Origin of the sequence: Singulisphaera sp. GP187, assembly GCF_900129635.1 — a bacterium.
Taxonomy (GTDB): domain Bacteria; phylum Planctomycetota; class Planctomycetia; order Isosphaerales; family Isosphaeraceae; genus Singulisphaera.
In genome coordinates this window covers 2384909-2398860 of the sequence record NZ_FSRB01000001.1, presented here as the reverse complement: position 1 = coordinate 2398860, position 13952 = coordinate 2384909, and the positions used below count along the sequence as shown (strand labels likewise).

The following is a 13952-nucleotide window of genomic DNA, read 5'->3' as shown; positions in this document are numbered from 1 at the left end:
AAGGCTGAACGCCAGCTGTCATCCACGCCATGGTGCAAAGTGCGGTGATTGTGGCAATCAGCACGTGTGGATGATGACTGGCTTTAAACATGCCTTGGTCTTCGGAATTCTCCGGGCAACGCACTCTACCGGTAGTCATTCTACGCCGAAACTCATCAAGAGTTCCAGGTGGTCAGAAGAATCAACTCGTTTGCATGGATACGACTTATCGGACAACCTATAAGTTTTGGCTGGTCCGGTCGTTCGCTGCTGGCTTGCGCATCGGGTGGTCTAAATGTCGCGTTGTGAACACGCCTGCGTGACCGCTCGTCCGCCAGCGGCAACCACCATCGCCAGCGCCTCCGGGGCTGGCAGAGGCGGGAGGTTCGCATGGCAAGCTCAGAGTAACCCGACGAGAAACCGGGGGAAGTCGAGAGGCTCTTAAACAACTTCCCCCGCCGCGCGCCCAACCACCTCTTGAAATAAGGCGCGAGTGCGGACGGCGTGCCGGTCGGCGTCGGCGGTGAGGGCGAAGGCGAGGGCTGAATCCGTCGCGTCGTTGGACCCGTAGTTCAAGCGGCGGGCCAGTCTCGCCAGTTCCTCGATCTTCTCGGGCAGGTCGTGGGCGCTCCGGTTGTGAACGATGCGAAGGCGGCTCTCGACGGTGCGCAGAAAGTCGTAGGCCTCTCGGAGGTCGACATGCATCTCGGGGCTGAGCAGACCGGCGCGGCGGAGCGCGTCCAGGGCGTCCCAGAGGTTCGGCCGGGTGATCTCAGGGAATTCCGCGGCATGGACCAACTGGAGGTACTGGACCAGGAACTCGATATCGGTCAGCCCGCCCGATCCGCGCTTGAGATCACTGCGCGCCCGCCCTTCCTCGAGCTTGCGGCGCATCGCGAATACCTCATGAGCCAACCTCTTCGCGTCGAGCGTGGCCGAAGCGGAGATCTCCTGAATGACTTCCTGAACGTCTCGCCCGAAACCACCGTTTGAGAAAAGGATTCGGGAGCGGGTCAGCGCGAGTCGCTCCCACGTCTGGCTCGAATCACGGAAGTAGTCGCGGAACGCCGCCAAGGTGACGACGAGTGGTCCCGACGCTCCATGGGGCCTGAGTCGAGTGTCGACCTGGTAGAGCGAGCCCGACGACGAGTCTCCCCCCAGCGCTTTGAGGACCCGGCGTGTCACCTCGTTGACGAATTGCTCGTTACTGATCGACTCGAACCCGCCGCGCGTTTCGCCGTCCGCTTCGTGAAGGAAGACCAGGTCGAGGTCGCTGTGATAATTCAGCTCGCGACCTCCGAGTTTCCCGAGGCCGACGATCGCCCAACGCGACCGCTTTCGGTCCGAGCCGCGGTGAGGGAGGCCGTACTTCTCGGCACGCCGGTCCCACTGGTCGCGCGCCACCTGGCTGACGATCGCCTCGGCGACGTCGGCCAGCTCGCGAGTGACGTCGCGGATCGGCTCGCGGCCGAGGATATCGCGAATCCCGATGCGAACCCATTCCTTATTTCGGAAGCTCAGCAAGATCGGCGCGAGGTCCTCGGCCCCTTTACAGAGCTCGGCCAGCTCGGCCTTGATCGCCTGCGCGGGTTGAGGGCGATCGACCACCAATGAATCCATCAACTCATCGATCATTCCTGGGTTGTTGATCAGGATTTCCGAGAGGAACTGGCTGGTGGCGCAGAGCTCGACGAACAGGCGGAGGGTCGGTGGGTTGAAGTTGAACAGTTCCCAGAGAATCGCCTTGGCCCCCAGCGACGCCGAGACCTTCTCCAGATTGGTGAGGGCCATGTCGGGGTCGGGAGCCTGGCTGACCGCTTGCAGGAGCCGAGGCGCGATCGCCGCGAGAAAGTGCCGGCACCGCGCCTGGGAGAGGAAGGGGAAATCTTCGCGCGCCAGGGCCATCAAGTTGTGGTAGGCGGTTTGGCGATCCTGAAACGGATAGTTCCCCAGCGCCCGGGACACCAGGCCCGGGTCGGGATCGGGGTCGAGCACCAGGTCGACGACGGGGTCGGCGGCGTCCCCGTCATCATCGCGGAAGGCATCGTGGAGGAGATGGTTGAGGATCTTCCGATTGAGCTCGGTTTTCGCGCGATAGTCGGTCAAGAACCGCTGCGCCGGGCCGGTGCGATCTTCCCAGATGCTCACCAGGGGGTAGCCCATTCGAATCGCCAGGATCCGCTGTTCGTCGAGGCCGCGGGGCATCTCATGCGTCTGGCGGTCGAACATGGTTTGCAGACGGTGTTCGACGCGTCTCAGGAAGCGATAGGTATCTTCCATGATGCCGCGTTCCTCGGCCGTCAGGCAGCCGACGACTTCGAGTTGAGAAATCGCCTGGAGAGTATTCGGATGGCGGACATCGGTGTAGGAACCACCGTGGAGGAGTTGGAGGAACTGGACGACGAACTCGACGTCACGGATGCCGCCGTGGCCCGTCTTGACCTCGACCGAGGCGGTTCCCGCGGAGACCGTCCGTTGTTCGATCTTGCGTTTCATCGCCTTGATCTCGCCGATCTCGGCACCGCTGAGGTAGCGTCGGTAGACGAACGGGGTGATCGAGTCGATGAAGGCGCGGCCGAGCTCGGGGTCGCCGGCGATCGGCCGGCACTTGATCAGGGCTTGTCGTTCCCAGGTCCGTCCGGACGTTTCGTAGTAGCCGAGGGTGGCCGCCAGCGACCGGGCCAGGGCGCCTTGCTCGCCTTCGGGTCGCAATCGCATATCGACCCGGTAGGCGATACCGAGCGCCGTGTGGTCCGAGAGGATCCTGACGACGTCCCCGCCCATTTTGGCGAAGAATTCCGCGTTGGAAACGACGCGAGGGCCGGTCGTTTGGCCCTCGAGGTCGTAGAGGAAGATGAGGTCGATGTCGGAGCTGTAGTTGAGTTCCTCACCGCCGAGCTTGCCGAGCGCCAGGACGACGAAACGTGCGGGTTCGCCGTCTTGCCCGGAGGGGATGCCGTGTCGAAACTCCGCGCGACGCCGCGCGAGGCGGCACGCGGTTTCGACGCAGGCGTCGGCCAGGTGCGAGAGGTCGAGGGTCACCACCTCGAGCGGCATCCCCCGCACAATGTCGTTGTAGCCGATCCGGAGCAACTCGCGCTGGCGAAACTGGCGAATGATCAGCCGCTCGCTTTCCTCATCACGGGCCTCCTCGAGGTCGTTCCAGAGGTCGGCGATCAACGTATCGCGATCGCGACGATCGGCCCCTCCTCGGAGCCAGTCGAGTAAGGCAGGGTCACGGATCATCAACTCGCTGAAATGCTGGCTCGTGCTGAAGAGTTGAACCAGGATTTCGGTCGTCCGAGGATTATCCGCCAAGAGCTTGAGCGTGGCGTCAGGAGCGGGGCAGGCCGAGACGTAGCGCTCCAGGTTCGTGAGCGCCATGTCAGGGTCGGGACAGGCGGGAAGCAAGCCATGGAACTGCCCCGCGAGTTGGGCCATGATCCTGGGATCGCTCGACCTGCCGTCGAGGTCGCGGAGGTCGCGAAAGCCGCGATCCGGGGCGCGGACTCCCAGGCTGGCGAGCCACCGTTTCGCCGTCTCAGGTTCCTTGAGGTAGGTCAGGAACCACTCGGTGTTCGCGAATCGGGTCTCCATCTCCTTCATGAGCGTTCACCGAGCCGGGGAGGATCATGGGCCCGCAAAATTCGCTGAGCCATGCTGGAGATGTCGGAAGAGAACCTCGACGTCCCCCCGGCTGATCCCCAGGGAGTCGGCAATTGAGCGGTCGTCGGCGCCGGGACGCATGAGCGGGAGGACGTGCGCCGCGAGCGGCCGTAACCGATCGGGGAGCGGTGGTATGGGCGCATGCCGACGATGTTCGACCCAAGGGTCCCCAAGCGGAGTAAACCCCGGGTCGAACCAATATTCCCGTCCTCCGCGTTTCAGGACCTCGAAGAACCACGAGTTGAAGCTGGTTGCGATCATCCGAGGCGGACTATGCGTCTGGTCGTCGCCCGACGTGAAGATCGGGAAATCGCCCCCCGGCCCCGGCCAGCGATAGGCAAGGTCGATGCAGACGGTCTCGACGTTCGGGTTGCCCAGTTCGAACCAACTCTCGGGCTGCACGACCAGGTCGGGCACCCGCGCGAACGGAACCATGGGCCCGATGGCGGAGAGCGGGTGGATCAACGGGCCATCGAGGTAGAAACCGTTCGAGAGCAAGAGCCAGGCGCGAAGCCCGTCGGGGAGTCGGTACCCATGGCGATGCTCCCATGCTTTGATTTGTTGCGGGTCGGCGCCGGGACGGGAGGGGCCCGGGGCATGGCCGAATTGAGTTTCCAGCATGAGGGACGCTGGTACGAGCTTGGGATCGATTCCCACCGATGCGACCCAGCGACCGACCAGGTCGTTGAGCGGGCTCACCATCCGCTCCCCCTCACGCCCGAGGCGCAACCAGGTCCATGGTGACGACCCGACCGAACAAGGTGACGCCGCTCGCATCCTCGATGGTCACCGGCACGAATTGACCGACAAGCCGCTCGTGCCCCTCGAAGACGACGATGCGATCGCACGACGAGCGGCCGGAGAACTGGCCGATTTCGTCGACTGCGACCCCCTTCGACGACTTGCTCGGCCCTTCGACAAGCACCTCGAGGTTCTGGCCGATGAGGCGGCGGTTGTCCTCTTGGCTGATCGCCGTCTGAAGCACGAGCAGGTCGTTGTTGCGTCGCTTCTTGACTTCCTCCGGGATATCGTCAATGAACAGCGTGTCGGCCTTTGTTCCCTGGCGCGGGCTATACTTGAAGATGTAGCTATTCTTGAATCGGCCCCGTTCGACGAGCCGCATCGATTTTTCGAAGGAGGCCTCGGACTCTCCGGGAAAGCCGACGATGAAATCGCTCGAGACGGCCGCGTCGGGCACCGTCGCGCGGATCCGGTCGAGCATGTCGTCGTAGAGTGCGACCGAATAGGTTCGCTTCATCCGCTTCAAGACCTCGTCGCAACCGCTCTGGGCCGGGACGTGCAAGTAGCGGGAGACCCTGGGCAAATCCCGAACGGCCTGGAGCAGGTCGTCGGTCATGTCGTTGGGGAAGTTCGTGATGAACTTGATCCGTTGCAGCCCCTCGATCTCGTGAAGGCGTTCGAGCAGGTCGGAAAGGCGAAAGGTGCGGCCTGACGCGTCGACGGATCGATAACTGTTGACCGTCTGGCCGAGCAGGGTGATCTCTTTGACTCCCTGGTCGGCGAGCGCACGCGCCTCGTCCACGATCACGGCGGCGGGGCGGCTCTGCTCGGGACCGCGAACCGACGGTACGATGCAGTAGGTGCAAAACTTATCGCAGCCCATCATGATCCGGACGAACGCCTGGAACGGCGTCGGCCGCATCGCCGGCTCGCGAATCGGGTCGTACTCGGCAAAGCTCGCGGTGACCGTCTCGTTCGAACCCGCGGTCCGAGGCAGGCTCACGGCCATCTGGGGCGTCGCTTGCTCTTTGGCCAGAACGAGCAGTTCCGGGACCCGGGCGAGCTGACCCGGCCCGACCACGATATCGACATGGGGGGCCCGCTTGAGGATCTGCTTCTGGTCCTTTTGGGCCATGCAACCGAGCACGCCGATGGTGAGTTCCGGCTTCAGTTGTTTGAGCTGTTTAATTCGGCCAAGCGCACTATAAATCTTGTCTTCCGCGTGCTGTCGGACCGAGCAGGTGTTGTAGAGGATCGTGTCGGCCTTGCCGATGTCATCCGTCAGCTCGTAACCCTCGTTACGGAGCTTTCCCACCACCAGCTCGCTGTCGAGCAGATTCATCTGACAGCCGACCGTTTCGATATAAAGCTTTTTTCTTTTTGGCGTTACGTCAGACATTCGTGAATCCTGCAAATCCCGTCGCGCAGCCAGCGAGGGAGGACATTCCGACGGGTGCCGTGAGCCAGGTGATTGTACCAACCTTTCCCGGTCCTGGAAACGTCCTAAACTTGGCCCCGGCGCGGGTTCTCGGTCCGACCAGGCTCGGGCTCACCCCAATCGCTCGCCCGGGACGACGCAATTGCCGTTGAGGAAGGCGGCCACGGGAGCCGGCTTCTTACCGGGGACCTGAACGGTGATCAGGCGTACGGCACCTTGGCCGCCGGCGACGACCAATTGATCGCCGAAGGCTTCGAGGACGACGCCCGGGAGACCGTCCCGGGCGACCGGTTCGGTCTCGTGAACGATCAGGCGGAGCGGCTCCCGGGTTGGGTCGTACGCGCGGTTCCAGAAGGTCGAAGCGATCGGCCAGGGTTGCATCGCGCGGACCAGGTTGTGGATCGCCAGGCCTGATTTCGACCAATCGATGAGGCCGTCGTCCTTCTTGAGTTTGGGGGCTTTGGTCACTTTCGATTTGTCTTGTGGCAAGATCGTCGCGGTGCCCGCCTCGACCGCCGCGATCGATTGTGCGATCAGGGGCGCTCCGAGCTTGGCGAGCCGCTCCTCCAGCGCCCCGGCCGTCTCGTTCGGATCGATGGGGGTCTTGGCCACCGCGATCATGCCCCCGGCGTCGATCTTGGGAGTCATCCGGATCACCGTCACCCCGGCTTCGAGATCACCATGCTCGATGGCTCTTGCGACCGGCGAGGCGCCGCGATAGGCGGGGAGGATCGACCCATGGAGGTTGATCCCACCGAGGGACGGGATCGCCAGCAGTTCCGCCGACAGGATCTGGCCGTACGCCGCTGTGATCAGCAGATCCGGCGCCAACGCCTTAAGGGGTTCGAGAAACTCGGGAGCATTCACATTTTCGGGCTGAAGCACCGGGATGCCGCGTTCCTGGGCGGCCAACGCGATCGGGCTCGGGATGATCTGCTGCTTGCGCCCTTGGGGACGATCCGGCTGGGTGATCAGGGCGATGACGTTATGTTCCGTTGCGCAGAGATGGACGAAGGTCGGCAGCGCAAAGTCGCCGGTTCCGAGCATGATGATTCGCAAAGGTTGTGGCATTGAGCTTCACCACTCTCGATTCAAAGGGCGTCAAGTTGCTTGCGGATTTCTTCGTCGCTGGGATACTCGCCCTCAGCCTGAGCGCGGCGAAATTTGGTTTCGAAATCGCGAATCTTCGCGGCCACCGAGCTTCGCGTGAGCGGGCTGAGCATGTCGATGAACAAGCGGCCCGACAGGTGGTCGATCTCGTGTTGGATGGCGCGGCTCTCGAGGTCTTCGGCGTCGAGCTCCAACGAATTCCCGTCCAGGTCGAACCAGCGGACCTTGATCCTCTTGGCGCGGCGCACCTTGGCATAGAGACCGGGGAAGCTGAGACAGCCTTCTTCGTCCTCGATGGAGGAGTGCCGCTTGGTGATCTCGGGGTTGATGAAGACCCGTTCCTGTTCCGGCTGATCGGGGTCGGCGGTCAGGTTCAAGACAAAGAACTGATAGGGGAGAGCCACCTGAGTCGCCGCCAAGCCGATCCCGCGCGCGTCGTACATCAGCTCGAACATCTCGCGAACATTCGCACGAAATTCGTCGTCGATCTCGGTGACTGGCCGAGCCTCATAGCGCAACGCGGGATGAGGAAAGGGAACGATCCGCAACACGAGAACTCTCCGGTGCATGGGTTCAGTGAGAACACTCGTATTGTATGAAAGGCGCGAAACGATCGACAACCCGACTCGGGTTCAAGAACCGGGGGCCGACGGCGTGAATCCCATACGGTCGGTGCCACCGTCCTGCGGAAGGCTGGTCCCTGAAGAGTGGCCCGGCCGGAATTCCAACTGGCGAACTGCCGGGCCACTCTTGATCCGCCCACCCACGAATGCTTGGTGCCAGCTACTTGGTGGCCTCCGCTGCGTCGGTGTCAGGGGCGAACACGTCCTCCGGCAACTCGATCGACTTCCGCTCGCCCGCGAGTCGAATCAGGTCGGCCCAGCCAGTTCCCCCGAGCGCGAACACCAATCCTTCCTTGTTCGGGGCGGTGGTGGCGTAATACTCTCCTTGTTCAAAGGTGTTGCCGACTCGCAGCGTGTGTTTGGTGTCGTCGCCTTTGAGGGTGTACTCGACGGTGAGCTGGGGCGTTGCGAGCCCCGAAGCCTCGGGGAATGGGCCTTCGTACTGGATGAACATCCGCGTATTGAGCTTCGCGAGGTCGCCCGCCAGCGAGTGGATTCGCGACAGGTCGAACGGCCCCGATTTCGTTTCCGAAGCGAGATTCCAGTCGTAGACGCCGCCGCGCGGCGTGGGATGATGCTCGAAGGTCGCCGCTCGCTCGGGCCAGCGCAACGTCAGTCGGTCGACCTGCTTTGATGAGAACGAGAGGATCTGACGCGTGCGGAACTCGGCTCGGAACGGGAGCACCACGTCGTCACCCAGCGTGAAAATCAGCGGACTGTCCGAAAGTTGAGCGTACCAGGCCTCGGACTTGGGAACCCGTCCGCCGATCGTCAGGGATTGCGTGACTGGCTCATCGCTGCGGGACTCGCTCTTTTTCCCCGTCGAAGGACTGGTCCAGGTGATGATCATGTTCGGCGCGTCGAGGCCGAACTGCCTGGGGGCGACGCGTTGATCGGTGATGAGACGTTGGGCGCGAAGGCCGGTCAGCATCACGAGCGCCTTGGTGATCGCCTCGGTATCCGCGCGGGCCTCGACCGGCTTTTCCATCTTCCACTGATTCGGATCGCCCGATTTCGCCGGGGAGAGGACGAAGGTCTTCCCGTCGCGTACCACCGTGAGTTGGCTGATCTGGCCGGGGCTGAGGTTGATCAGACTCCGTTCCCGGAAGGCCAGATCGTTTTGCGGAAGCGCTTCGAGGAACTCATCGGGGAGAGCAAGGATCGTCGAGTCGCCGGCCACCTGAGCATACACGCTCTTTCGGAGCACATCGTGACGACCGAGATTCAGGTTGACCTTCAAGTCTCCGGTGGGTTCGTCCACGGCTTTCGTCGGGAGCCGTTCGCCGCGTTTGAGTTGCCAGAGTTGGAGCGAAATGGCGGCAGGACTGAGCTCCGGATTCGAAATCTTCGACGGGCTGAAAAACTCGCTCGTTTCCAGCTTATCGAGCTTGGAAAGCAGAGTGACCACCAACTCGTGATCGGCCGGACCGTGGATCGGATGAACGATACTCCAGCCTTGATCGGTTCGACACATGTCGAAAGTTCGTCCCAGCGCCGCGATCCGGATGAATGAGGCCCGCGCGGGTTCGAAGTCGGCCACCTTGGTACTGCGGATGGCGTTGGGGTCGACTCCGAGGGTGCTCAGCCCCTGCCCGCTGATCGCCACCACGTCATCCTGACCGCTCTGCAACGCGTAGAATTTGCCGTCCTGGTCGGGCACCGGCTTACCGATGAGGATGACTTGGGGCTTCAATTGGCTCGCGACCGGGCGGAGCTCGACTCGAACTCCATGGTCCTTGTCGAGGCCGTAATGGGCGAGGTCGGTGACGTTATCGGCCACAAACCCCGCGTCGCCATTGGCGACCCGAAGCGAGGTCAACTCACCCAAGACCTCTTCCATCTTGCGGTCATCCCCCAGCGCGGGGAATGGCTGGAGCAATCGCCAGTGCCCTCCGATCCGCTCCGCGTTCAGGTTGCGACCGGGACCGGCGACTGTGATCCCCCCGACCTGGAAGGTCGCGAGGTTGAAAAGGGCCTTTTCGCGCCAGGCCATCGGGGGTTGGTCGAGCCCCTGAATCAGGCGGGAATCGACCACCTCGATTCCCGTCGTACCGCCAGGGCGAACGTAAAGCCGATCGCCGAAGGTTTTGCCGATCTCGAGCGCCGCGATCGGAGTCTCGAAGTCGTGTCCATACGCCTTGATCGAAGCCGCGGCGGGATCGAAACCATACTTGGTCCCTGGTCCTTGGATCGTTCCGGCTTCGGTGGACTTGCTCAGGTTTTTGAGGTTTTGAGCCAGGATCTCGAGCCGAGCCGACTCCGCCTTGGCGTTGAGGGGTTCGATCATCTGCCAGGCGTCACCCCGGCGTTCAAAGATGAGTGGAACCGAACTCACTGGTTTGGCGTCGTCGCCCGCGGAGGGATGCTCGATCGTGAGCCGCTGAATCTCGCCGGGCGCGGTCTTCGCGAGTTGGGGGAAGACGAGGTGCTGGTTCGCCGCCAACTCCTGGGAGGTCGGCACCTCGACGTAGCTCGCCCACCAGAGGACGAACAGGCCGGTGAAGAACAAGGTCAGCAGCAGCAGGGTGGTATGATGCTTCTTCATGATAACAAGCCGTTTCAACGTGTTCTGTGAATTCGTGCTCCCAGGACGGATGCGCCCAGAGGTTCACTCACGTCGCGCGACATAGGTGGAAATTCCGAGACCGATCACGAGGAGGACGGCCATGACGGTCGGAACCATGATGAGGCGGAATCGGAGGACCGGATCGGCCAGCAAGGTCATCGAGACGTGCGTTCTGGGGGCGATCCCCTGCAAGTCGGGGCGCCCGCGCAACCAGGCGATCGCGTTCATCAGCAAATCCTGGTTGATCGGCTCTTCCTGGATCAGGTCGTTGTCGGCCATCGTCGATGACGAGAAAAGTACGAGCCGAGGGTCCCCTTCCCGATTCCCTTCGGTCCTTGGCTTGTCGCCTTCTCGATTCCCTTCGGTCTTCGGCTTTTCACTGACCGTAACACCGACGGTCAGCGGGCCTTTCTCGTCGGGGCCTTGGTCGAACTCCACCGGTCGCTTGGCGAGGTCGGATTCCGCCCAGGAGAAGGTGCTCGAACGGAGCAGGGGGGTCGCCTTGAGATTCGTGTTGACCGGAGCGCTGCCGCCGAAGCCGAGGATCCGGATCGGCGAGGCCGAGGGCATCAACACGAATCGACTGATGAGTGAGTCAACGATCGGATGACGCAGATCGGGGGTCATGGGCATGTAGACGAACTGGGGCCGCCCGGGCGCGGACAGGCGGCGATCGACGATCGTGCCTCGGCCGAAGTCGATGTTATACGAGCGGAGGATCTCCTCCAGCCCTGTCTTTTCCTGGCTCCCGAGCAGCATGAGCGCGGGGGAGCCTCGGTCGAGGTAGCCCCTGATTTTGCTCACTTCCTCGGTGCGGAACGGGCTCTTCGGTCCGACGACGACCAGGAGCGACGCGTCGGCCGGAACCTCCGTCTCGATCAGGTTGAGCTCCGCCACATCGACTCCGGTGGCGGCGAGTCGGGCGTGCCAGACGCCGATCCCTGGCTCCCGGGGACGGGACTCATTGAGGGAAGGCTCCCCATGCCCGGTCGTGAAGTAGATCTTCGGCTTCTTGCCTTCACGGAGGGCGATCAGGGCCGAAGTGATCGCGGTCTCGCCGTGGAAGGTGCTCTCGAACAGGGCCGCCTGGTCCTCGACACGTCCCGAGGTGGGCAGGTCGAAGAGTTCGCTGTTTCGGATGACGGAGAAGGCCGCCTTCTCCCCGGCGCCGTATTCGATGAGAATGACGCCTCCACCCTGGGTGACGGCCACGCCGGGCGCCCGTTTGACGATCGCCTCAAACTTCTCCGGCTCGGCGTAAGGGTCGAGAGTCTCCAGGCGGATCCGGTCGGGATTGGCCGCCTTGTATAAATCGAGAACCTGCTGAATCCGTTCCGACTGAAGCGCGGCGAGCGGGCTCTTGCCCGAGATCAGCGTAAAGGTCACCGGGCGATCGAGGGCTTTCAACTGATTGTTGGTGAGCGACTCGAGTGAGAACGTTCGCTCACGTGTCAAATCGATGGCGCGTCCGCCGTAGCGAAACGCCAAGACGTTGATCACGATCAGGATGCCGGCAACCAGGGCGATGGTGAGCGCCGTATTCGAGAGGTCGATGGTCCGCCGCAGCGCGGGGCTGGCGTGGCGATATCGCTGGTTGAACACGATCAAGGCGAGGACCAGGCCGAAGCCGATCGCGAAGACGGGGATCGACCAGAGCAGACTGCGCGCGAGTGCGATATAGGCGCCCCCGACGATCAGGAGCAGGCCGACGACCACGGCGGCGATCACGCGGTCGCGGTAGGCCGCCCTGGGAGCATCGGCCCCCTCGTCGTCGGCCGCCTGCCCGATCGGTGCGCCTCGAAACGCCCAGTAAAGAGCGAGAAAAGCCGCCGTCGCCAGGGCGAAGACCCAGACTTCGGTTCTCGACAGGAAAGCGCTCATCGTTTGTGTCATTCCCTCAGCCTTCTCTTCGGCACTTCGTTGATTCGACCACGTTCCGTCCGCCCTCGGTTGTTCGTTATCCGAGGCGACGGAATTCGAGCACCTTCACCGTGAGATAGATCATGAAGACGCTCACCGACAGGTGAAGGGCCACGTATCTCAGGTCGAGTCGCCCCAGCCCGAAACTCTGGACTTGGAGCAGGACCGCGACGAAGCGGATTCCCTCAGCCCACTCGAGGCGTTGCCCCGCGGCGTAGAAGTAGAGCAGGAGGGTCATGAACACGAGCAGGAAGAGAATCGCGAAGGTCCAGATCGCCGCGATAATCTGGTTCCGCGTGAGCGAACTAAAGAAGAGGCCGATCGCCACGAACATCATCCCGAGGGTCGTCAGGCCGATGCTCAAGCAGAGCAGCGGACCGGGATCAAAGTAGAACTTGGCCTGGTAGTAGAGGAAAGGCAGGTAGATCGCGAATGGCAAGAGGAGGACGACGTACATGGCCACACCCGCAAGCCACTTCGACACCACGATTTCGGTCTCAGTCACCGGCACGGTGAGCAACGTCTCAATCGTTCCCGAGCGTTTCTCCTCGGCCAGCAGGCGCATCGTGAGCGCGGGGACGGCGACCAGGAGGGCGATCCAGAACGGGATGCTCTGGGAGAGATAGTTGTTGAGCGGATCGCGCAGGCTGGAGAACGACTGCTGACGACGGTTCAGCCCATCAACAAGCTCCCAAAAGTTGAACCAGGCGATCACCTGGAACGCGAGCAGGATCAGGAACGCCATCGGGCTCAGGAAATAGGCCCCGAGTTCCCGGCGGACGAGGGTCGGAATGTGTCGCATCGTCAAACGGCCTCGAGTTCGGCTTCAGCGGAGATGGTCGCGCGGGTTACAGCCTGAATGAACCGGTCTTCCAGAGTGGTGCGCCTGATGTCGAGCTTACGGAGCGGCCAGCCGTTCTGGATGACCCGTTGCGCGAGTTCTTCGCGGAGATCGGACCCATTTTTGGTGTGGATCTCGAAGGAGGTGTGGTCCCCTTCGACCTTGGATTGAACGACATGTTCGACCCCCGGAACGGACTCGAGTCCGTGCCGGATCGCGGCGGCCGGCCCGCGCGCTTCGAGGACGATCGTGCTTTCGGACCGCAGGTGATCGAGGCGGTCGTCGACGGCGATCTTCCCGTTCGCGATGATGATGACCCGACCGCAAACGGCTTCGACCTCCGACATGATGTGCGTCGAGAGCAGGATCGTGTGCCGGTCCCCTAACTCGCGGATCAGGGCACGGACTTCGCGGATCTGGATCGGGTCGAGCCCCGCGGTCGGTTCGTCGAGGATCAGGATATCGGGGTCGTGGACCATCGCTTCGGCCAAACCGACCCGTTGGCGGTAGCCTTTGGAAAGCTGGCCGAGGATTCGATCTTCCACGTCCCCTAACCGGCAACGCGCGATGACGTCGCCGATCGCCGCCCGCCGTTTTGAGCGAGGGACGTCCTTAAGCTTGGCGCGATAGAGCAAGTATTCGCGGACCCGCATCTCGAGATAGAGCGGTACGTTCTCGGGGAGGTAGCCAACCCGACGGCGGACTTCGAGCGGCTCATCGAGGACGTCGTGACCGGCAAGCGTCGCCCGCCCGCTCGTCGGGCCGAGGAACGTGGTGAGCACGCGCATCGTCGTCGTCTTGCCCGCGCCGTTGGGGCCGAGCAGGCCGACGATCTCACCCCGGCCGACCGAGAAGGTGATGCCGTCCACCGCCTTGAACGAGCCGTAACGTTTGGTAAGCCGATCGACTTGGATCATGGTTGAACGGGAGCCTTCGAGGGGAAACCGAATCGGAACCGGCCCGCGGTCACGGTGCCGATCCGCAGTGAAATTAACGCGTTCATGGCGGATCTGTGACGGCCGTGCTCGACCCTTTTTTTTCGCGGATTCTCGCAAAGGCGCGAGCCAC

Annotated in this window: 9 protein-coding genes; all 9 read right to left on the bottom strand. The window is 62.8% G+C overall.

The features are described 5' to 3' along the window. Positions 1-420 precede the first annotated feature (420 nt). Positions 421-3585, bottom strand: coding sequence for a bifunctional [glutamate--ammonia ligase]-adenylyl-L-tyrosine phosphorylase/[glutamate--ammonia-ligase] adenylyltransferase (glnE, locus tag BUS42_RS09380; protein ID WP_074306681.1), 3165 nt, complete (start codon positions 3583-3585; stop codon positions 421-423). Positions 3586-3609: 24 nt separating this feature from the next. Then, entirely contained in the window at positions 3610-4347 is a 738-nt protein-coding gene (locus tag BUS42_RS09375) for an SMI1/KNR4 family protein (RefSeq protein ID WP_074306680.1), read from the bottom strand. Positions 4348-4357: 10 nt separating this feature from the next. After that, a complete protein-coding gene (miaB, locus tag BUS42_RS09370) occupies positions 4358-5785 on the bottom strand; it encodes a tRNA (N6-isopentenyl adenosine(37)-C2)-methylthiotransferase MiaB (protein ID WP_074306679.1) in 1428 nt (475 codons plus the stop codon). Positions 5786-5935: 150 nt separating this feature from the next. Next, positions 5936-6895, bottom strand: coding sequence for a methionyl-tRNA formyltransferase (gene fmt, locus BUS42_RS09365; protein WP_074306678.1), 960 nt, complete (start codon positions 6893-6895; stop codon positions 5936-5938). Between the two features lie 20 nt (positions 6896-6915). Further along, complete coding sequence (def, locus tag BUS42_RS09360) at positions 6916-7485, bottom strand: peptide deformylase (RefSeq protein ID WP_074306677.1); 570 nt, start codon at positions 7483-7485, stop codon at positions 6916-6918. A gap of 232 nt (positions 7486-7717) precedes the next feature. Further along, positions 7718-10102 (bottom strand): DUF4340 domain-containing protein, encoded by a 2385-nt coding sequence (locus tag BUS42_RS09355; protein ID WP_074306676.1) that lies wholly within the window; start codon positions 10100-10102, stop codon positions 7718-7720. 63 nt (positions 10103-10165) lie between these two features. Beyond that, positions 10166-12004, bottom strand: coding sequence for a GldG family protein (locus BUS42_RS09350; protein WP_254053408.1), 1839 nt, complete (start codon positions 12002-12004; stop codon positions 10166-10168). A 76-nt stretch (positions 12005-12080) separates the two neighbouring features. Further along, complete coding sequence (locus tag BUS42_RS09345; protein ID WP_074306674.1) at positions 12081-12845, bottom strand: ABC transporter permease; 765 nt, start codon at positions 12843-12845, stop codon at positions 12081-12083. 2 nt (positions 12846-12847) lie between these two features. After that, positions 12848-13801 carry an ABC transporter ATP-binding protein gene (locus BUS42_RS09340; RefSeq protein WP_074306673.1) on the bottom strand — a complete coding sequence of 318 codons (954 nt, stop codon included), beginning with the start codon at positions 13799-13801 and terminating at the stop codon, positions 12848-12850. Between the last annotated feature and the right edge of the window lie 151 nt (positions 13802-13952).